22 protein-coding genes are annotated in these 19,376 nt (G+C 25.1%); 18 read left to right on the top strand and 4 right to left on the bottom strand.

Features of this window, described 5'->3' with window-relative positions:
- Window position 1: 1 nt before the first annotated feature.
- From ACNSOS_RS04285 to ACNSOS_RS04205, 17 genes are all read left to right on the top strand, one after another.
- The gene (locus ACNSOS_RS04285; protein WP_418186070.1) at window positions 2-916 is read left to right on the top strand and encodes a radical SAM/SPASM domain-containing protein; all 915 of its coding nucleotides are present in this window, start codon (window positions 2-4) and stop codon (window positions 914-916) included.
- A complete protein-coding gene (locus tag ACNSOS_RS04280) occupies window positions 916-1,704 on the top strand; it encodes an EI24 domain-containing protein (protein WP_418186069.1) in 789 nt (262 codons plus the stop codon). The genes ACNSOS_RS04285 and ACNSOS_RS04280 overlap by 1 nt, the downstream gene beginning before the upstream one ends.
- Window positions 1,697-2,431, top strand: coding sequence for an inositol monophosphatase family protein (locus ACNSOS_RS04275; RefSeq protein ID WP_418186068.1), 735 nt, complete (start codon window positions 1,697-1,699; stop codon window positions 2,429-2,431). Before ACNSOS_RS04280 ends, ACNSOS_RS04275 begins: the two co-directional genes overlap by 8 nt.
- A gap of 39 nt (window positions 2,432-2,470) precedes the next feature.
- A complete protein-coding gene (locus ACNSOS_RS04270) occupies window positions 2,471-2,725 on the top strand; it encodes a YfhL family 4Fe-4S dicluster ferredoxin (RefSeq protein WP_026803857.1) in 255 nt (84 codons plus the stop codon).
- Window positions 2,725-4,194: a Ppx/GppA family phosphatase gene (locus tag ACNSOS_RS04265; protein WP_418186067.1), complete on the top strand. Its 1,470-nt coding sequence runs from the start codon at window positions 2,725-2,727 to the stop codon at window positions 4,192-4,194. The genes ACNSOS_RS04270 and ACNSOS_RS04265 overlap by 1 nt, the downstream gene beginning before the upstream one ends.
- Window positions 4,191-5,195 carry a lipopolysaccharide heptosyltransferase I gene (gene waaC / locus ACNSOS_RS04260; RefSeq protein WP_418186066.1) on the top strand — a complete coding sequence of 335 codons (1,005 nt, stop codon included), beginning with the start codon at window positions 4,191-4,193 and terminating at the stop codon, window positions 5,193-5,195. The genes ACNSOS_RS04265 and waaC overlap by 4 nt, the downstream gene beginning before the upstream one ends.
- Window positions 5,188-6,102 carry a lipid A biosynthesis acyltransferase gene (locus ACNSOS_RS04255; RefSeq protein ID WP_418186065.1) on the top strand — a complete coding sequence of 305 codons (915 nt, stop codon included), beginning with the start codon at window positions 5,188-5,190 and terminating at the stop codon, window positions 6,100-6,102. Before waaC ends, ACNSOS_RS04255 begins: the two co-directional genes overlap by 8 nt.
- Entirely contained in the window at window positions 6,099-6,875 is a 777-nt protein-coding gene (locus ACNSOS_RS04250) for a hypothetical protein (protein ID WP_418186064.1), read from the top strand. The genes ACNSOS_RS04255 and ACNSOS_RS04250 overlap by 4 nt, the downstream gene beginning before the upstream one ends.
- Before the next feature lie 67 nt (window positions 6,876-6,942).
- Window positions 6,943-7,713 (top strand): glycosyltransferase family 32 protein, encoded by a 771-nt coding sequence (locus ACNSOS_RS04245; protein WP_418186063.1) that lies wholly within the window; start codon window positions 6,943-6,945, stop codon window positions 7,711-7,713.
- Window positions 7,713-8,942, top strand: coding sequence for an O-antigen ligase family protein (locus ACNSOS_RS04240; RefSeq protein WP_418186062.1), 1,230 nt, complete (start codon window positions 7,713-7,715; stop codon window positions 8,940-8,942). Before ACNSOS_RS04245 ends, ACNSOS_RS04240 begins: the two co-directional genes overlap by 1 nt.
- Window positions 8,943-8,982: 40 nt before the next feature.
- Window positions 8,983-9,732: a hypothetical protein gene (locus ACNSOS_RS04235; RefSeq protein WP_418186061.1), complete on the top strand. Its 750-nt coding sequence runs from the start codon at window positions 8,983-8,985 to the stop codon at window positions 9,730-9,732.
- Window positions 9,722-10,444 (top strand): polysaccharide deacetylase family protein, encoded by a 723-nt coding sequence (locus ACNSOS_RS04230; RefSeq protein WP_418186060.1) that lies wholly within the window; start codon window positions 9,722-9,724, stop codon window positions 10,442-10,444. The genes ACNSOS_RS04235 and ACNSOS_RS04230 overlap by 11 nt, the downstream gene beginning before the upstream one ends.
- A 3-nt stretch (window positions 10,445-10,447) precedes the next feature.
- On the top strand, window positions 10,448-11,194 hold the full coding sequence (locus tag ACNSOS_RS04225) for a glycosyltransferase family 2 protein (protein WP_418186059.1): 747 nt from the start codon (window positions 10,448-10,450) through the stop codon (window positions 11,192-11,194).
- On the top strand, window positions 11,191-11,991 hold the full coding sequence (locus tag ACNSOS_RS04220) for a glycosyltransferase family 2 protein (RefSeq protein WP_418186058.1): 801 nt from the start codon (window positions 11,191-11,193) through the stop codon (window positions 11,989-11,991). The genes ACNSOS_RS04225 and ACNSOS_RS04220 overlap by 4 nt, the downstream gene beginning before the upstream one ends.
- A complete protein-coding gene (locus ACNSOS_RS04215; RefSeq protein WP_418186057.1) occupies window positions 11,984-12,742 on the top strand; it encodes a glycosyltransferase in 759 nt (252 codons plus the stop codon). The genes ACNSOS_RS04220 and ACNSOS_RS04215 overlap by 8 nt, the downstream gene beginning before the upstream one ends.
- A complete protein-coding gene (locus tag ACNSOS_RS04210; RefSeq protein WP_418186056.1) occupies window positions 12,739-13,818 on the top strand; it encodes a hypothetical protein in 1,080 nt (359 codons plus the stop codon). The genes ACNSOS_RS04215 and ACNSOS_RS04210 overlap by 4 nt, the downstream gene beginning before the upstream one ends.
- Entirely contained in the window at window positions 13,818-14,753 is a 936-nt protein-coding gene (locus tag ACNSOS_RS04205; RefSeq protein ID WP_418186055.1) for a glycosyltransferase family 9 protein, read from the top strand. Before ACNSOS_RS04210 ends, ACNSOS_RS04205 begins: the two co-directional genes overlap by 1 nt.
- Window positions 14,754-14,847: 94 nt before the next feature.
- Here ACNSOS_RS04205 and gmhA read toward each other — a convergent pair whose 3' ends face one another.
- Genes gmhA through gmhB form a run of 4 tightly spaced genes read right to left on the bottom strand, consistent with a single transcriptional unit; the run spans window position 14,848 to window position 18,360 of the window.
- Window positions 14,848-15,414 (bottom strand): D-sedoheptulose 7-phosphate isomerase, encoded by a 567-nt coding sequence (gene gmhA / locus ACNSOS_RS04200; protein WP_418186054.1) that lies wholly within the window; start codon window positions 15,412-15,414, stop codon window positions 14,848-14,850.
- Window positions 15,395-16,831, bottom strand: coding sequence for a D-glycero-beta-D-manno-heptose-7-phosphate kinase (rfaE1, locus tag ACNSOS_RS04195; protein WP_418186053.1), 1,437 nt, complete (start codon window positions 16,829-16,831; stop codon window positions 15,395-15,397). The genes gmhA and rfaE1 overlap by 20 nt, the downstream gene beginning before the upstream one ends.
- Entirely contained in the window at window positions 16,828-17,835 is a 1,008-nt protein-coding gene (gene rfaD / locus ACNSOS_RS04190; RefSeq protein ID WP_418186052.1) for an ADP-glyceromanno-heptose 6-epimerase, read from the bottom strand. The genes rfaE1 and rfaD overlap by 4 nt, the downstream gene beginning before the upstream one ends.
- A 6-nt stretch (window positions 17,836-17,841) precedes the next feature.
- Window positions 17,842-18,360 carry a D-glycero-beta-D-manno-heptose 1,7-bisphosphate 7-phosphatase gene (gene gmhB / locus ACNSOS_RS04185; RefSeq protein ID WP_418186051.1) on the bottom strand — a complete coding sequence of 173 codons (519 nt, stop codon included), beginning with the start codon at window positions 18,358-18,360 and terminating at the stop codon, window positions 17,842-17,844.
- Window positions 18,361-18,458: 98 nt separating this feature from the next.
- On the opposite strand from gmhB, the gene ACNSOS_RS04180 reads away from it, so the two are divergent.
- Window positions 18,459-19,328, top strand: a complete 870-nt coding sequence (locus ACNSOS_RS04180; RefSeq protein ID WP_418186050.1) for a glycosyltransferase — start codon at window positions 18,459-18,461, stop codon at window positions 19,326-19,328.
- Window positions 19,329-19,376 lie beyond the last annotated feature (48 nt).

The raw sequence follows: 19,376 nt of genomic DNA, 5'->3' as shown, positions 1-19,376 counted from the left end.
TTTGGTAAAATTGCTAAAAATAAAAGGAAGAGTTATCAAAAAATTTAGAAAAGTGCATATAGAAATTACAAATATTTGTAACTTAAAATGTACATTTTGTCCACCAAAAATATTACCAAATAAAAGTATGGATTTAGAACTTTTTGAAAAGTTAAATAAAGAGTTAAAAGAAGTTACAAATGAACTAGCTTACCATATTGTTGGTGACCCATTAGTTTTGAGTAGTTTGAATGATTTTTTAAATATTAGTAAAGAAAATAGTTTAAGAGTAAATATCACAACAACAGCAAATAATATCTCACAAAAACATTATGAAACTCTACTAAATAGTGTAATAAAACAGATAAATTTTTCAATAAATTCTTACAATGCAAACTCTCATAAAAAAAGTTTAGATGAATATTTAGAACCAATTATAGATTTTGTAAAGTTTGCACAAAAAGAAGTTCATGAGTATTTTATAAACTTTAGAATTTGGAATTTAGATGAAGAAAAAAGTGCGAAAGAGTTTAACAAAAAAGTTTTTGACAGATTAAATAAAGAGTTCAATACGAGTTTAAGTATAGACGAAATTTATAAAGAAAAGCCTAAAAATATTAAAATTGCAAGGAAAGTTTTTATAAACTTTGATGAGTATTTTAATTGGCCAGATTTAAAAAATGAAACTATTTCAAAAACTGGATTTTGCTATGGTTTAAATTCTCATTTTGGTATTTTAGCTTCAGGTGATGTTGTTCCTTGTTGTTTGGATAAAGATGCCAGAGTTAATTTAGGAAATATAAAAAATAGTTCTATTAAAGAGATTTTAAACTCTCAAAGAGTAAAAGATATAAAAGCTGGATTTAAAAACAATATTTTAGTAGAAGAACTTTGTCAAAAATGTGAATATAGAACAAGATTTGAAAAGGAAAAATGATGAATGAGGCAGAGATAATATTAAAAAGTGTGAAAGATTTTTTTAGTTCAAAAATGCTAAAAATAGCTTTAATTCCACTTATTGTTTCTATGATTATTTTGTATGTAATATTTTTTGGAATGGCAAGTATTGGAATAGAAGCTTTAAGAACAGTTGCTCAAACTGCACAAGAAGGTGGTGAAGTTATTATCGATGAAAATGCACCATTTTATATTATTTGGTTTACATATTTTATAGTATTTATGTTCAAATACTCTATAACTTCTTGGTTGGCTGGGATTTTGTTTTATACAGTAGGAACAGTTTTTGTTTTTCATATTTCAGTTATATTGACACTATTTATTATTGGATTTTTAACTCCGATGATTGTTGAGGTTTTACATAAAAAAGATTATTCACATTTGGAATTAAAGCCATTTGGAAATATTACAAATGCTATTACAAACTCTTTAAAAGCAATATTTGTTATGATATTTTTATATATTTTATTTATTCCTTTATATTTTATTCCATTAGTAAATATTGTCGCTTTATATCTTCCTTTGTACTATTTCTTTCACAAATTATTAAATTTTGATGTAGGTTCAACGATTTTAAGTAAAGATGAATATCAAAAAATATATACAGATAAGTCTAGTTCTTTTAGGTTCAGAACTTTAGCTTTATATTTTTTAGCGACTATCCCATTTATAACTCTATTTGTTGCAGTTTTTTATGTGATTTATTTAAGCAATGCTTATTTTGTCGAACTTACAAACCTAAGACGAAAAGAGGCTAGTTTTGAATAAAGATTTATTTATAGAAGCAGTTTTAAAAGCAAATAAAGAGATTTTGGATTACTTGGAAAATGGTTTAAATAAAGAGGATTTTGAATATACAAATATAAATGGTTTTGGTGGTGATAATTCATTGAAATTAGATATTCTTTTTGAAAATATTTTTATAAAACATTTGAGTAGTTTTGGAAATATTTTTAGTGAAGAGTGTGGATTTATAGATAATGAAAGTGAATTTACGATAGTTATTGACCCACTTGATGGAAGCAACAATTTTTATTCAAATTTACCATATTTTGGAACTTCTGTTGCATTGAAAAAAGGCAATGATGTTATAGCAGGTTTTGTAGCAAATTTACCTATGAAAACTATTGTTTATAGAACCTTTGAAAGTGAAGTAAAATATTTTTGTCTTCAAAATATGAAAGAAAAGAAAATATTTAAAAATGATAAAAGTAAAATATCTATTTTTGAAAGGGCTTATGAATATCCAAATATTTGCAAAAGATTAAATGATAAAAATATTAAATTTAGAAGTTTAGGAGCTACAGCATTAAGTTTAGCAAATGCAATGGATTATAATTTTGTATTATTTAAAGGTGAAATACGAGATTTTGATGTATTGGCTGGATTATATATTTGTAAAGATTTAAATATTTATAAAGATGATGAGACGATTTTGATTGTAAAAAATAAGGATAACTTAAATTTTTTTAAAGAAATTATTAATGATTTTTAGGTATAACTCCAAATCATATTTTATATATAGGAAATGTATATGGCTTTAATAATTATGGATGAATGTATTGCATGTGATGCCTGTCGTGAAGAGTGTCCAAACTACGCTATAGAAGAAGGTGATCCAATCTATATGATAGATCCAGATAGATGTACAGAATGTGTTGGGCATTATGAAGAACCACAATGTGTTGAGGTTTGTCCTGTAGACTGTATTATCTTAGATCCTGATAATGAAGAGACATTAGAAGAATTAAAATTTAAATATGACCAATTGATGGAAGAAGAAAACTAATGTCAAAAATTACAACAATCATAGACATTGGTTCCAATTCAATGCGAATGGTTGTTTTAGAAAAATCTAGTCGTTTTGCTTTTAGTCTTATAAATGAGACTAAAAGTAGAGTGAAAATTTCAGAAGGTTGCTATGAAAATGGTGGAAATCTTCAAGAAATACCTATGCAAAGAGCTTACGAGTCTTTAAAATCTTTTTTAAATATCTCAAATGCACTAAAATCAAGAAAAATTCTTTGTGTTGCAACATCAGCACTTAGAGATGCTCCAAATTCTAAAGTTTTTTTAAATAGAGTTAGAAAAGATTTAGGTTTAAATATCAAAGTTATTGATGGTGAAAAAGAAGCATATTATGGTGGAGTTGCTACTTCGAACTTGCTTCATGATGATGATTTTGTAACTGTTGATATTGGTGGTGGAAGCACAGAATTTTGTTTTGTAAAAGATGGAAAAATCATAAAATCAATATCCTTAAATATAGGAACAGTAAGACTACGAGAACTATATTTTAATAAGAATAATATTGATGGTGCAAAAAAATATATTTTAGATAATTTAAAAAATATTTTAAATTTAGATTTAAATATTCCTTCAAAAGTTGTAGGAATTGGTGGTAGTATAAGATTTTTATCAAAACTTATTATGCAAAAAAATTTTTATCCACTAGATGCTATTCATGGGTTTACATATAAAGTAAAAGATGAAAATAGGCTTTTTAAAGATATTTTAAAAGCAAATTCAAATGAAGATTTAGAAAGTTTAGGAGTAAAAAAAGATAGATTTGACACCATAAAAGAAGGAACTTTTATATTTCAAACTATTCTTGAAGAGCTTAATATAAAAACCGTTGTAACTTCTGGAGTAGGTGTTCGAGAAGGTGTTTATCTAACAGATTTATTAAGAAATCAAAATCATAAATTTCCAGAAAATTTTAATGTGAGCCTACGAAGTTTACTTGATAGGTTTCAGGTTTGTTCAAAGCAGAGTGCTTATTTTGGAAATAATGCTAAAAAAATATTTGATGTTTTAAACCCACTTCATAGACTTGATGAAAAGTTTAAAACTCTTTTGGTTGTATCTTCAAAACTACACTCTATTGGTACAACAATAAATTTCTATAAATCAAATGATAATGCTTTCGATTTTATTCTAAGTGGATTGAACTACGATTTTTTACATACTTCTAGAGTTATAGTTGCTTATACATTAAAGTTTTCAAAAAAATCTTTACCAAAAGCAATAGATTTAGAAGAGTACAAAGAGCTTTTGCCTTGTTTGGAAGATATGCAATGGATGTCATTTATGATTGCACTCAATCTTGCTGTAAATCAGGATTTTTCAAGACCACAAGTTGAATATAGCTTAGAGAACAATGTTTTAAAAATGACTTTGCCAAATAAATCTTTTTTAATAAAATCGTATATTGAGAAATTAGAAACTCCAAACAATTTATCTTTAGAGATTTTATGATGAAAAAAATAGCTATCATTAAGCTATCAGCTATGGGTGATATTATTCACTCTATGGTAGCTTTACAATTTATCAAAAAAGAGTATCCCTCATTGCAGATTGATTGGTTTGTTGAAGGCTCTTTTTACGGTATTTTGGAAAATAATCCAAATATTTCAAATATAATCAAACTAAATCTAAAAAGTATCAAAAAAGATAAAAAAGAGATTTTTAATCAAATAAAACTTTTAAACAAGTTCAAAAAAAATAATTATGATTTAGTTTTAGATGCTCAAGGTCTTATAAAATCAGCAATTATTACAAGATTATTGGGAAAGCAAAGAGCAGGATTTAGTAAAAATTCTATAAGAGAAAAGATTGCTTCATATTTTTATACAAAAAAAGTTGATATTCCTTATGATGAAAATGCAATTCTTAGAAATTGCAAAATTTTAAGTGCTCCTTTGAATTTTTCAATTTCAAAAGATGATATTTTAAATAAAGAGCCATTTTTGTTTTATAAAGATGAAGATGAAATAATCTATGAGTATTTAAAAAAAGATAAAAAAAATGTTTTATTAGTTGTTGGAGCTAGTTGGGATAGTAAAATGTACTCTAAAGAGAAGTTTGCTAAAATAGCTTCTAGTTTAGATGAAAATTTTTTAATTACTTGGGGAAATGAAAAAGAAAAACAAATAGCACAGTTTATTTCTAAAAATTCAAAAGCTACGATTTTGCCAAAATTAACTTTGAATAGTTTAAAAGCAGTTGTAAGCAAAGTTGATTTGCTAATAGGAAATGACACTGGACCAACTCATATGGCTTGGGCTTTGAATACTCCTAGCATCACACTTTTTGGAAATACTCCAGCATATAGAAATACTTATGAAACAAGTATAAATAGAACTATAAAATCTGCTAGTATTGTAAATCCATTTAAACTAGATAGAACTGATTTTTCAATTCAAGATATTGATGAAAATGAGATTATAGAAATGGCAAAGGAACTTTTGTATGTATAGAAAGATAAAAGATTATTTTAGACTTTTTTTATATAACACTTTTATGTTTTTATTTTTAATAACTCCAAAATTTTTTATGAAAAAGATTTTACAATTTATGGCATTTTTTGCATATAAATTTAATAAAAAACATATAAATATAGCTCTTGCAAATTTAGATTTGGTTTATAAAAATAGTATTAGAGAAGAGAGAAAAGAAAAGATAATCTATAATTCTTATAAATCTTTGGTTTTTAATATGTATGAATTTATTGAAAATCAAAATATTACAAAAGAGAATATATTTAAAAAAGCAAACATTGTAAATAAAGAGATTATTGAAAAAGCTTTTAAAGAAAATCGAAAAGTCATATACATAACTGCACATTATGGTGGTTGGGAGATAACTTTACCATATATTGCTTTGATGTTTGGAGAAATTGCTGTTGTAAATAGAAAAATGGATAATCCACATATTCAAGAAAAATATGCAAAAGCTAGAAGTAAAAATAAAATAACAATGCTTGAAAAGCAAAGTGCTGCAAAAGGAATGTTACAAGCTTTTAAAGATAATAAAAGTATAGCTGTTGTAATTGACCAACATATTGGAACTGGAGTAGAAGTTGAGTTTTTGGGACAAAAAACAATAGCTACTGATTCTACTTCAAGAATGGCTTTGAAATTTGATGCGATAATTATCCCTATCTTTACTGTAAATAATGGTTTTAGAGATTGGACAATAGAAGTCAAAGAACCAATAGATGTTAAAACTTTAGAATTTAAAACTGACGATAAGATAAAAGAACTTACACAAATTCAAAATGATGTTGTATCAAAACAAATTTTTGACAAACCAGATTTTTGGCTTTGGCAGCATAAAAGATTTAAAGCTTTTCACAATGATATTTATAAAAAGAAGCAAGATTGAGTAATTTTGAAGAGATAGCAAAAAAAGAGTTTAAAAACTCAAATAAAGAGATTTTTCCTTTTATTTTTGAAGAAAAACAGTATTGGTTGAAAAAAGCAAGAGCCACAAAACCAAATAAAATTCAAAAGTTCTTTTATATATTCTTTAAATTTGAGTTGTTGATTCCTTCACTTTATAAAACTTCTAAAGAAGCTTTGGAATTTGAGAGTTCAAAGCTTGAGAAATTTAAAAGTACGGGTATAAATGTCCCAAATGTTGTCTATAAATGTGAAGATTTTTTTGTCCTTGAAGATAGGGGAGAGAGTGTTTACTCATATTTTAAAACTATTGAAAAAGATATGAAAGAAGAAGAATTTTACTATTTTGTTGATTTGATGATTGTTGAATTAGCAAAAATTCATAATCTTGGTTTTTTTCACGGTGGAAGCCAAATGAGAAATTTTACAACTAAAGATAAAAAAGTTTTTGTTTTAGATTTTGAAGAGAGTTTTAGTAAAGATACAGATATAAAAACTTTACAATATAGGGACTTTTTACTGTTTTTACTGTCTTTTACTAAATTTAAAAAATTAAATTTCCAGATAGATTATATAAAAATTGTAACAAAATATAAAGAGTTTTCAAATAATAAGAATTTTGAATTTAAACTAAAAAAGTTTAGTAAAAGATTTTCATTTTTTATAAAGCTTAGTGAATTAAAATTTATAAAAAGACTTTTAGGTAGTGATGTATTACAATTCTTTAAGCTTTTTAAGAATTTGAATTTATCATAAATATCTGAAAAATAATTATAAGTTCGATATAATTAAAATTCTAAATTTAACACAAGGTATATAGTTTATGGCAATAGTAATAAATCGTTTATGTAAAATTTTTGGAGCAATAATAAAGGGTTTATCTTATATTATATATTTTATTTTTCCAAAACTTAGATTTACAATTCCAAAAATAAGTAAAGCTAAAAAATTATCAAAAAACAAATCTTTAATACCTAAAATAATATGGCAAACAAACTATTCAAATGTTGTTACTCTACCTGTTTACATAAATTATTTGTTTAATAGATTAATGTCTTTAGATTGGGAATATAGATATGTAAGTACAGAAGATAGATTGGAATATTTAAGAAACAATGCTCCTAATAATTATATAGAAGCTTTTGAACAATTAACAGATGGTGCAGCACAAGCTGATTTTTGGAGGTTATTTGTTTTAAATAATTTAGGAGGGGTATATATGGATATTGATGCACATGTTGTTTTACCTCTATCGACTTTGATAAAAGCTGATGATAAAGAACTTTTTATAAAATCAAAACTTAGATACAACAACTATTTTTTAGCAACTGCTCCAAATAATAAACATTTTTCTAAGACGCTTGATTTGATTGTTGATAATATTAAAAATAAAAGAATTGATGATGGAGTTTATAGTTTAACTGGTCCTATGGCTTTAAATAATGCTATTGGTGATGAAAACATTAATTATAAATTATATAAATATGTTTGTATACAAGGAAGCTTTACAAATGAATATTTTCAATATATGGATAAACCGCGAGGTAAATGGACTCATGCAAAAAAAGAAGATTTATTGAAAAAAGATAATTAATGATATCTATAATAAAAAGAAATAAATTTGATTACGAAAAGTTTATAAACTATTTTATAGTTTTATATGCTTTTTGTTTGCCTATTGCAAGAGCAGGAGTTTCTATTTCTACTATTGTAATAATATTACTTTGGATTTTACAAGGAGACTTTAAGAGAAAAATAGAAGAAATAAAAAATAATTATTTTATTTTATCTATTTTAGTATTTATTTTATATAGTTTTATTGCAATATTATGGAGTAGTGATCACATTTTTGCGTTGGGAATTGTAAAAAAATATTATCATTTTTTAATAATTCCAATAATATTGACTTCTTTAAAAAAAGAGTATATCAATATAGTTTTTTCAGCATTTTTATTATCAATGCTAATAAGTGAGATTACATCATATGGTGTATTTCTTGAAATTTGGACAATTGAAGGTGTTTCTAGAATGGATCCTAGTCCTTTTATGGTTAGAACAGATTACAGTATATATTTAGCTTTTACTGCTTTTATTTTGATGCATAGAATAATATATACAGATAATTTGAAATGGAAATTAGCTTATGGAATATTTTTTCTTATATCTTTTGGGAATCTTTTTCTAAATGCTGGTAGAGTTGGGCAATTTGCTTTTTTAATAACTTTGAGTATAGTTGGAATTATAAATTTTAAGAATAAACTTAAAGCAACTATTATCTTTATATTTTTAGGGATGACTATTTTTGTATCAGCTTATAACATAAGTCCTGTATTCAAACAGAGATTTGATTATTTTTTACTAGATGTAGAAAAAATGGTATATGAAAAAAATTATTCTAATAGCTTTTCTACAAGAGTTGCTTTATGGCTTAGTGGAATCGAAGGTTCAAAAGATAATTTAATATTTGGTATTGGGATAGGGGACGAATATCTTAGTACAAAAAATAGTATAGATAATTTTAAAGTAGAGCATTTCCCTAATGGAAAAACAGAAAATTATGTAAATTTTCATAGTGCTTATATACAGCATTTAGTTCAAATAGGAATTATTGGATTAATCCTTTTTATTAGTATATTTTATTTTATGTTTACTTTAAAAATTCAAGATAAAAGATATAAAAATTTATTATATATATTTGTCATTTTATGTTTATTGTTTTCAATAACAGGGCAAAGTTTTAGTATACAAAGATTTATGGTATTATTTTCATTGTTTGGTGGAGTTTTTAGTGTAATATCAAAGTTAGAAATAGTTGATAAATAGTTTTTGGCTAAAATGGATATTTATATAGAAAGGATATTTTTTGTCAGATTATAAATTTATAATAAATGAAAATTTGAAAAATTTTCAAGAGTTTTTACTTAATATAAAAAACTCTTTTAAAGAAAACCAAAATACTATTCACAAAGCACGAAATGAAATAAAAGTAATAAATTATAAAAATAGTGATTTAGTTGTAAAATCTTTTAAAATTCCAAACTTAATAAATAGAGTTGTATATACATTCTTTAAAAATTCAAAAGCAAAAAAATCTTATGAATATTCTTTGCAAATAGCAGAGTTTACACCAAAGGCAGTAGGTTTTATAGAGTTTTATGAAGATTTTCTATTAAAAGATAGCTATTTTGTGAGTGAAAAATTCGATTATGATTTTACTATTCGTGAACCACTTTTAAACAAAGATTTTGCTCAAAAAGAGGATATTTTCAAAGCATTTGCAAAATTTACTTACTCTTTACATGAATCTGAAATTTTTCATCTTGATTTTAGTCCAGGAAATATTTTAGTTAAAAAAGTTGATGATAATTTTATATTTAAAATTGTAGATATAAATCGTATGAAATTTTTAGATTTAGATATAGATTTAAGGATGAAAAACTTTTCAAAACTTTGGGCAAAAGATAAAGATTTAGAAATCATCATAAAAGAGTATGCAAAGATTTCAAGTCAAAACGAAAAAGAGTTGATTGAAAAAGCTTTAAATTTTTCACATAAACATAAAGCAAAAATAAATTTCAAAAAAAGATTAAGAGGTCAAAAAGATGTTGATTAACTTGATGTATCATCATGTAAATAGTGATTCATGTAGTAATGACTTAGAAATATTTGAAAAACATATTCAATATATTAGTCAAAATTTCAAAACAATATTTCCAACAAAAGATAAGATTGAAGGAAACAATATTTGTTTAGTTTTTGATGATGCTTATGTAGATTTTTATTATCTTGTTTTCCCTATTTTAAAAAAGTACAATATAAAGGCTTTATTGGCAGTTCCTACAAAATATATTTTGGATTTTTGTGATAATGAAAAAGATTTAAGAATGGCTTTTGAACATGATGACGAATTCTTAAATTATGAAAAAGGTACTTTTTGCACATTTGAAGAAATGATAGAAATGATTGGTAGTGGGTTAGTACAAATAGTTTCACATTCTCATACTCATACAAACCTTTTAGAAGAAAATATAGATTTAGAAAAAGAATTAAAATTGTCAAAAAAGATATTAGAAGATAAGTTAAATATTAAAGTAGAAACTTTTGTTTATCCTTATGGTAAATTTAATAAACAAATAGTTGAAGAAACACATAAAGTATATGAATACTCTTTTAGAATAGGTAATGCAATTCATAAAAATTTTAGTGGAATAAATGGAGTAAATTATAGAATTAATGCTGATGGATTAAAAACAGCAGATGAAATTTTTAAGTTTACAAATATAGTAAAATATAAATTAAAAGCATTACTTAAAAAAATTGGATAATAAATGAATATAAGTGTAGTAGTTTTAGCAAAAAATAATGAAAAAACAATAGAGAGGACTCTAAAAAGTTTAATAGAATTTGATGATGTTGTTGTTTATGATAATGGCTCAACTGATAAAACTATACAAATAGCAAAAAGTTTTTCAAATGTAAATTTGGTTCAAGGAGAGTTTAAAGGTTTTGGTTGGACAAAGAACATAGCTGTTAGTTTTGCAAAGTATGATTGGATTTTAATTCTAGATAGTGATGAGGTTGTAGATGAAACTCTTTTAAATACTTTAAAAACACAAACTTTAAATCCAAATTGTGTTTATAAATTAAATTTTAATGCTTATTATAAAAGTATTCAAATTAAACATTGTGGTTGGAGTGGTCAAAAAATTAAGAGATTATTCAATAAGACAATGACAAGAATAAATGATAATATGGTTCATGAAGATATTATTGTTGATAAAAATCTTAAGACAGAATTATTAAAAGGGAATGTTGAACATTATAGTTACTCTTCTATTTCAGATTTTTTGCAAAAAACTGATAAATATTCTACTATTTTTGCAAATGAAAATAAAAATAAAAAGAGTTCTTCTCCTTCAAAGGCATTTTTTAGAGCTACATATTTTTTTATAAAAAATTATGTATTTAGATTAGGGTTTTTAGATGGATATGCTGGTTTATTGGTTTGTGTTTCTGGAGCAAATGGTGTCTTTTTTAAGTATTTAAAATTGTATGAAGAAAATAATAAATTATGACAGTATCTTTAATAATAACAACTTACAATTGGAAAGAAGCATTAGATGCAGTTTTAAAAAGTGTTACAAAACAAATAGTTTTGCCAGATGAAATTATTGTTGCTGATGATGGTTCAACAAATGATACAAAAGAATTAATAGAAAGTTGGCAAAAAAAATTTCCAGTACCTTTGATACATAGTTGGCAGGAAGATAATGGGTTTAGAGCATCACAAAGTAGAAATAAAGCTATAGCTAAAGCTAATAGTGATTTTATAGTTATGATAGATGGAGATATGGTTTTATCAAAAAAATTCATTTCAGATTATAAAGAATCAGCTAAAATTGGTTATTTTATACAAGGTGGTAGAGTAATAACGGATAATAAGTGTAGTGAAAAAATTATTGGTAGTGATTATATACCACATTTTTTTACTAAAGGATTAAAAAATAGAAAAAATACAATCTCTTCTAGAACTCTTTCAAACATATTCTCGTTTGAAAGAAATAGTGATAGAGGTACTAGGACTTGTAATTTTGGGTGTTGGAAAAGTGATTTGATAGAAGTAAATGGATTTAATAACGACTTTGTAGGCTGGGGTAGAGAAGATAGTGAATTTGTTATAAGAATGCTCAATGCAGGTAAAAAACGTTTATATCTTAAATTTGCGGCAGTTGCTTTTCATTTATACCACAATGAAAATGCTAGAGCATCTTTGAAAGAAAATGATAAATTATTGCAAGACACAATAGATAAAAAACTTACATTTTGTGAAAATGGTATTAATAAATATTTAGATAAGGAAGAAAATGAATAAAACAGTTTCATTAGTAATAACTAGTTGTGATAGATTTGATTTATTAGAAGAAACTTTAAAAAGTTTTTTTTATTTTAATACTTATCCTTTAGAACAAATTATAATTATAGAAGATTCAGGAAATGAAAAAGATTTAAAAAAAGTTTTAGATAAATTTTCAACTCAGACATTTACTGTTTTAGTAAACAAAGAGAAATTAGGACAATTAAAAAGTATTGATAAAGCCTACTCTTTTGTAAATAGTGAATATGTATTTCATTGTGAAGATGATTGGAAATTCACTAAATTTGGATTTATTGAGAAATCAATAGAAATTCTAGAAAGAAATCCTAAAATACTATCAGTTTGGATAAGAAATATTAATGAATTTCCAACAATTTCATTTTCAAATGATATATTTTTAACTGATCCAAAAAAAGAAGATAGTGAAAAATATAAATTGGTTTATGATGAAATACTATCTTTTAATCCATCTTTAAAAAGAATGAAAGAATATAATGATATTTGTAGATATTCACAATTTGAATCAACTATTTTTGAAACAGAAATATCTAATTTCTACAAAGAAAGAGAATTTGTATCTGCAATTTTATTAAACCCTTGTATTGAACACTTAGGTTGGCATAGAAGAGTTGCAAATATAAATAAAAATAAATCTAGCTTTGGTTATTGGTTTGATAGTAAATTTAAAAAGATAAAAGCAAGTTTTTATAAAAAGCTTTCTCTAGGTAAGTTTAAAGATAATAAATGAATAAAAATCATTTTGTTTGGGATAATTACTCTGATCAACCACATATTATAAAAGATAAAGAATTTAAAAAAGCTATTAGAAAAAAGGAGTTGAAAGATAATTTAAAACTTCTTTTTTCATCTTTATTTATCTTACCAATTTCTATATTATTTATGAAGTTTTTTAAAGGAAGAGTTGAAACTTCAAATAAAGATTTTATAGGACTTGGAGTTAATTTAGATAAAGATGATGGACAAAATATTCAGCAAGATTTAGTTGAAGAGTTAGGGGTAAAAAATCTTATCATTCGACTCCCCCTTTGGGATATGCAAAATATTGATTCCTATGTAAGTTTTGCTAAAAGTTTCAATCAAAATAGTAAAAAAAATATACTTCTAAATATTATTCAAGATAGAAAAAGTATCGAAAATATAGAATATGATGAATCAAAGAAACAAAATTTAGAGCTTATTTTTACAAAATTTACTGATATTTCAGATGAATTTCAAATAGGAACTACGATAAATAGACTTAAATGGAGTTTTTTTAGTGTAAAAGAGTATATGAACTTTTACAAAGTTGCACAAGATTTAAAAGAGCAAAAATTCCCAAATATAAAACTACTAGGACCATCAGTTATAGATTTTGAATACTACTACAATATAAGAGCAATGTTTAATCTAAAAAAAATAAAATATGATATAACTTCGGCTTTACTATATGTCGATAGAAGAGGAAGTCCTAAAAATACTCAATATGGTATTTTTGATTTAAAAAATAAGATTGATTTACTTTTTTCACTTGTAAAACTAAGCCCAAAAACTGTTAGTAATGAGATATATATAACAGAAACAAATTATCCTATAAAAAATACATCTCCATATGCTCCAACAAGTGAAAAAGAGTGTGTTTCAAATGAAGAGTACACAAAATATATGTTAGAGTATTTTGAAATAGCAAAAAAAAGTAAGAAAATAAAAAGAGTTTATTGGCATCAATTAATTGCTCCTGGATATGGTTTAGTTGATAATAGAGATGGAAAAATAGTAAAATATCCACAATTTTATGCTTTTAAAGAGTTATTGAAAGAGAAATAATGAAAATATTTATAGAAATTCCATCTTGGTTGGGAGATGCTATTATGGCAACTCCAGCTATACAAAATATTATTAAAACATATCCTCAAGCTAAAATTACACTTGTAGGCTCTTTCGTATCAACTCAAGCTTTTGTTGGATATCCAAATATCGAAAAAGTAATAGTTGATAATACAAAAAAAGAAAAAAATAGATATAAAGCTCTCATTGATTTAGCGAAAAGTATAGGAAAAGTTGATTTGGCAATCTCTTTTAGAAGAAGTCTTTCTTCTAAATTTATGATGTTTTTTATAAAATCTAAGAAAAAATTCAATTATAAACGACTTACAAAAAAAGAGATACACTTATGTATAAGATACAATGATTTTGTAAATAAAGTTTTAAATTTACAAAATAAAGTAGGGGATTTAAAACTATATTTTGAACCTTTCAAATACAATAAGCCAACTTTAGGAATAAATCCAGGTGCTACTTATGGGAGTGCAAAAAGATGGTATCCTCAACAGTTTGCAAAAGTTGCTATCAGTTTAGCTAGTAAATATGATATCGTGATTTTTGGAGGACCAACCGAAACTGATATTGCAAAAGATATAGAAAAAGAACTTATAAAACAAGGTATTTCAAATTATCAAAATCTAGCAGGAAAGACAACAATTTCTGAACTTATAGAAAAAATTGCAGGATTAAATTTATTTATTACAAATGATAGTGGTCCTATGCATGTTGCAGCTTCTTATAAATTAAAAACTATTGCTATTTTTGGACCCACAAAGTTTACTGAAACAAACCAATGGAATAATCCCAATGGAATAATTGTTACAAAGAATCTAGAGTGTGCACCCTGTATGAAAAGAGTTTGCCCACTAAAGCACCATAATTGTATGAAAGAAATAACAGCAAATGATGTTTTAAAAAGTTTGAGTAATTTTGAATAAAAAAAGCTAAATGATATTACTCATTTAGCCTCTCATAAGAATAGGATTAAGAATATTAATCTATTGTGGTTACAATTTAGTTACAATCTCATACTCAACTTAATTCATTGTCAATAATTTGACAAATTGTATGTTCAAAAAGTAGATGCATCTCTTGAATTCTTGGAGTATCATTTGATGGAACAACAAGATTGATATCACAAAGTTCATTCATAGCTCCACCATCTCTACCCGTTAATCCAATAGTTTTACAACCTAACTCTCGTGCTACTTTTAAAGCATTTATAACATTTGTAGAGTTTCCAGAAGTTGATATTCCTATTAGTAAATCTCCTTTTTGTGCCAAAGCTTCAACTTGTCTGTCAAAAACTCTATCATATCCGTAGTCATTTCCAATAGCAGTTAATGCACTTGTATCAGTTGTAAGAGCAATTCCTGGAAGTCCACGCCTTTCTGTTTTATATCTTCCAGTTAATTCAGCTGCAAAGTGTTGAGCATCTGCTGCACTTCCACCATTTCCACAAATTAATATCTTATTTCCAGCTTTTAAAGTCTCAACTGCAATTTTTGAAGCTTTTAAAAGTGGTTCTTCCATACTTCCTATAACTTTTGCTATTGTCTCTTGGTGTGATAAAAATTCTTTAATTATTGCATTTTGCATTTTTCTCTATCCTTTTTATTGTATTTGTTGTACTTTTCCCATCCACAAACTTTACTAATTTTAGTTCATTTGCTATATCTTGACCAACTACTTCTTTCCCTTCATAATCTCCACCTTTTACCAAAGTATGTGGTTTGATTAATTTTATAAGTTCATAAGGTGTTTCTTCTTCAAAAATAACCACATAATCTACACTTTCAAGTGAAGCTAAAATATATGCTCTATCATCTTGAGTGTTTATTGGTCTTGTTTCACCTTTTAATTTTCGTACACTACTATCAGCATTTAATCCCAATATTAAAATATCTCCATAGCTTTTTGCTTCTTCTAAATATTTTACATGCCCAACATGAAGAATATCAAAACAACCATTTGTAAATACTATTTTTTTACCTTGATTATGAAGTTTTGAAGATAAAGTTCTTATTTCGTCAAATGTTTTGATATGTGAATCTGAGTTTGATTTATGTAAACTATATTCATATTCATAAATTTCATCAAGTGTTGCAGTTGCGCTTCCAATTTTTCCTACAACAACTCCTGCTGCTAGGTTGGCAAAACTTACAGCTTCACTTATATTCAAATCATTCCCTAAAGCAAAAGCAATAGAGGCAATTACAGTATCACCTGCACCAGTTACATCATAAACTTCTCTTGCAACTGTTGGTTTTATGGTAAGTTGTTCATCAAAAATAGCAATTCCTTGTTCACTTAAAGTTATAAGTGAAACTTCTAAATCACATTTTTCTTTTAATATTTTTGATGCTTCAATCAATGATTTTTCATCTTTTATTTCTATATTTGTGGCTTCCATTGCCTCTTTTTTATTTGGTGTAAGAGTGTATGAACCTTTATATTTATTATAATCTTTTCCTTTTGGATCAACCAAAACTTTTACACTATTTTCATTTGCTATTTTTATTATACTTTGAGTTAAATCGGTAGTTAAAACACCTTTTCCATAATCAGAAAGTATGATTGAACTATATTTTTTTATATTTGTTTCAAGATTTGAGATGATTTTTTTATGACTTTCTTCATTTATATCATCAATACTTTCCATATCATATCTTAAAACTTGTTGTTGAGAAGCTATAAGACGGCTTTTTTTAGATGTCTTTCTATCTTTTTCAACTATCAAATTTGAAGTTTCCACTTCTATGATTTTAAGTAAATTTTTTAGTTCATCTGCAACAACATCATCACCAACAACACTTATAACATCAACATTTGATCCTAAGGTTACAAGGTTATTTATTACATTTCCAGCACCACCTAAAACTGAACTCTCTTTTTTGACATTTACAACTTGAACTGGTGCTTCAGGTGAAATCCTATCGCAAGAGCCCCACAGATAATGATCTATCATTAAATCACCAATTACTACAATATTTGGGTTTTTATCCAATTTATTCATTTTAATTCTTCTTTAAATAATCTTTGAATTTCAGGTATATAGGCTTTTATTCCATCTTCCATTGAATATTGTGGTTTATAATCTAAAAATTTTTTTGTAGTTTCGATATTTGCTTCAGTAAAAAATTGATATGAGCCTAAAAATGGATTTGGAATATACTCTTTTCCATTGTCTATTTCTAAATTCTCTTGTAAAATATTTACAATATCTTCAAAACTTCTAGCATTTCCAGTTCCTACATTGTAAACTCCAGATTTTTTAGGTTTACAAGCTTTTATATTTGCTTGAATAATATCTTCAATATATACAAAATCTCTCAATATTTTATCGCTTCCTTCAAATAATTTTGGTGTAAGACCTTTTAGTATTTGATGTCCAAATTGAACTACCATAGATGCTGTTTTATTTTTAAAAAACTCTTTTGGACCATAAACATTAAAATATTTTAATCCAACAATAGAAATTGGCAAATCTTTTTTTAAATATTCATAAGTGATATTATCCATCATAACTTTTGAAAATCCATAAACATTGTTTGGTTTTTCAAAACCAACTTCAAATCTATCGCTATCTCCATAAGTTGCAGCACTCGAAGCATAAATCATATTTGCTTTATGCTTTATAGCAATTTTTACTAAATCTTCATAGGCATTTACATTTGTTTTTATCATAATATCTTGCTCGATTGCAGTTGTATCAGAAATAGCAGCTTGATGGAAAATATAGTCAAATTTATAATCTTTTTCTAAAGTTTTTAAAAGATTTTTATCATTTATATCTCCACTTATTACGATTCCATGAAAACCTAAAAGATTTTTAAAGTGACCAAAACTTTTTAAATTTCCATTTGAAAAGGTTTCTCCACTTCTAAAACAATCTAAAATTACAACTTTTGCATCAGGATAATTTTTTTGAAAATAAAAAGCTAAATTAGAGCCTATAAATCCAGCTCCACCAGTGATTAAAATCGTTTTTTTATTAAAATTTATATTGTTATATTTCATTTTCTCTCACTTTTGTATTAAATTTATTGTTTCAAATAGTGATTTTGCTACTAAAAAATCTTCACTATTTTTTTCTTCTTTTGAACTTATTAAAATTCTATTTTTTATTTTAGCATTTTTTCCACATTCTATATCGCTTATTTTATCTCCAATAAGCCAAGAATTATTTAAGTCTATATCAAAATCGTTTAAAGATTGTAAAATCATACCAATATTTGGTTTTCTACACTCACAATTTTGTTCTGGAGAGTGAGGACAAAAATATACTTCTAAAATATCAATATTGTTCTTTTTGAACTCATTTTTCATATATTGTGTAAGTTTTATAAAATCCTCTTTCGAATAATAATCGCGTCCAATTCCAGATTGATTTGTAACAATTATTATTTCATAACTTAAATTTATAAAATGTTTACAAGCTTCAAAAACTCCATCTATAAACTCAAATTTTTCTATTTTATAAACATATCCAAAATCTTTGTTTATAACTCCATCTCTATCAAGATAAACTATTTTTTTTTGCATTGAATTTATAAAAATCCTTATTTTGAAATTATTAAATAATAACATAAAGCACTTTTAACTATAATTATTGTCTAAATTTTATATGATGAAAGTTTTAAATGAGTAAAAAAACAGTATATTTTAAATCAACAAATTTATTAATTGAAGAGATAAAAAAACAAAATAATATTGAAATTTTAAAAGAACCAAATTCTTTAATAAAATTATTTAAAAAACAGACTTTCCCTGATATATATTTTCATAGTGGAGTTTTAGATGAAAAAGCTATGAAATATATAGAAAATTCTAAAATTACTATTTCTAACTCTTTTAGTGTTAAAAATTTAATTATTCAAAAAAGTAAATTATCTTCAGAAAAAATAGAAGTAATATACCCATCAATAAATATTGACTATAAAAATATAGATGAATTAAAAGAAAAATATATTGAAAAATTCGATTTTTTTCCAACTACAAAATTGATATTTTTTACAGCAAAAAATTTTAAAACAAGTGGAATTAAAGAGTTTTTAGAAATTTGTGCAAGTATTACATACCCAGATTTTAGAGTGATTATTGCTGGAAGTAAACAACAAATTGCAAACTTGAATTTTTCACTTACAAAATATTCAAAACTTAAAGATAAACTAATTTTGCTTGAAGATTATAAAAATATTGATGAACTTTTTTTGATATCTGATATATTTATATTACCTACACAAAATAAAACATTTGCTACAAATATTTTAAAAGCTATGTTTTGTGAATGTGTTGTTTTTTTACCAATAAATAATGATGCAAAAGAGATAATAGATGTTTATGCTTCGATGGAAAGAGTAAATGATCCTAGTACAGCTTTTAAGATAGATGCAGTTTTGTATGATGATAGAGAGTTGAACAAAATAAAAATAGAAAATAAAGAAAGAGCAATGGAGTGTATTCTGGAAAATAATTTAAATAAGTTTAATCAAATTTTATCACAGATTTAAGATTAACTCAAGAAAATTTAGGTACAATGCGACAATATTTTTCACTAA

The sequence above is a fragment of the Aliarcobacter vitoriensis genome, from assembly GCF_048320235.1.
GTDB lineage: Bacteria > Campylobacterota > Campylobacteria > Campylobacterales > Arcobacteraceae > Aliarcobacter > Aliarcobacter vitoriensis.
The sequence above is the reverse complement of the archived record's forward strand: the minus strand, read 5'-3'. Positions and strand labels throughout refer to the sequence as shown.

Bases quoted from the DNA above. Each gene is read 5' to 3' on its own strand.
- ACNSOS_RS04280 (WP_418186069.1), top strand. From the start codon at position 916: ATGAATGAGGCAGAGATAATATTAAAAAGTGTGAAAGATTTTTTTAGT.
- ACNSOS_RS04270 (WP_026803857.1), top strand. From the start codon at position 2,471: ATGGCTTTAATAATTATGGATGAATGTATTGCATGTGATGCCTGTCGT.
- ACNSOS_RS04265 (WP_418186067.1), top strand. From the start codon at position 2,725: ATGTCAAAAATTACAACAATCATAGACATTGGTTCCAATTCAATGCGA.
- waaC (WP_418186066.1), top strand. From the start codon at position 4,191: ATGATGAAAAAAATAGCTATCATTAAGCTATCAGCTATGGGTGATATT.
- ACNSOS_RS04255 (WP_418186065.1), top strand. From the start codon at position 5,188: ATGTATAGAAAGATAAAAGATTATTTTAGACTTTTTTTATATAACACT.
- ACNSOS_RS04245 (WP_418186063.1), top strand. From the start codon at position 6,943: ATGGCAATAGTAATAAATCGTTTATGTAAAATTTTTGGAGCAATAATA.
- ACNSOS_RS04240 (WP_418186062.1), top strand. From the start codon at position 7,713: ATGATATCTATAATAAAAAGAAATAAATTTGATTACGAAAAGTTTATA.
- ACNSOS_RS04230 (WP_418186060.1), top strand. From the start codon at position 9,722: ATGTTGATTAACTTGATGTATCATCATGTAAATAGTGATTCATGTAGT.
- ACNSOS_RS04225 (WP_418186059.1), top strand. From the start codon at position 10,448: ATGAATATAAGTGTAGTAGTTTTAGCAAAAAATAATGAAAAAACAATA.
- ACNSOS_RS04220 (WP_418186058.1), top strand. From the start codon at position 11,191: ATGACAGTATCTTTAATAATAACAACTTACAATTGGAAAGAAGCATTA.
- ACNSOS_RS04215 (WP_418186057.1), top strand. From the start codon at position 11,984: ATGAATAAAACAGTTTCATTAGTAATAACTAGTTGTGATAGATTTGAT.
- ACNSOS_RS04210 (WP_418186056.1), top strand. From the start codon at position 12,739: ATGAATAAAAATCATTTTGTTTGGGATAATTACTCTGATCAACCACAT.
- ACNSOS_RS04205 (WP_418186055.1), top strand. From the start codon at position 13,818: ATGAAAATATTTATAGAAATTCCATCTTGGTTGGGAGATGCTATTATG.
- gmhA (WP_418186054.1), bottom strand. From the start codon at position 15,414: ATGCAAAATGCAATAATTAAAGAATTTTTATCACACCAAGAGACAATA.
- rfaE1 (WP_418186053.1), bottom strand. From the start codon at position 16,831: ATGAATAAATTGGATAAAAACCCAAATATTGTAGTAATTGGTGATTTA.
- rfaD (WP_418186052.1), bottom strand. From the start codon at position 17,835: ATGAAATATAACAATATAAATTTTAATAAAAAAACGATTTTAATCACT.
- gmhB (WP_418186051.1), bottom strand. From the start codon at position 18,360: ATGCAAAAAAAAATAGTTTATCTTGATAGAGATGGAGTTATAAACAAA.
- ACNSOS_RS04180 (WP_418186050.1), top strand. From the start codon at position 18,459: ATGAGTAAAAAAACAGTATATTTTAAATCAACAAATTTATTAATTGAA.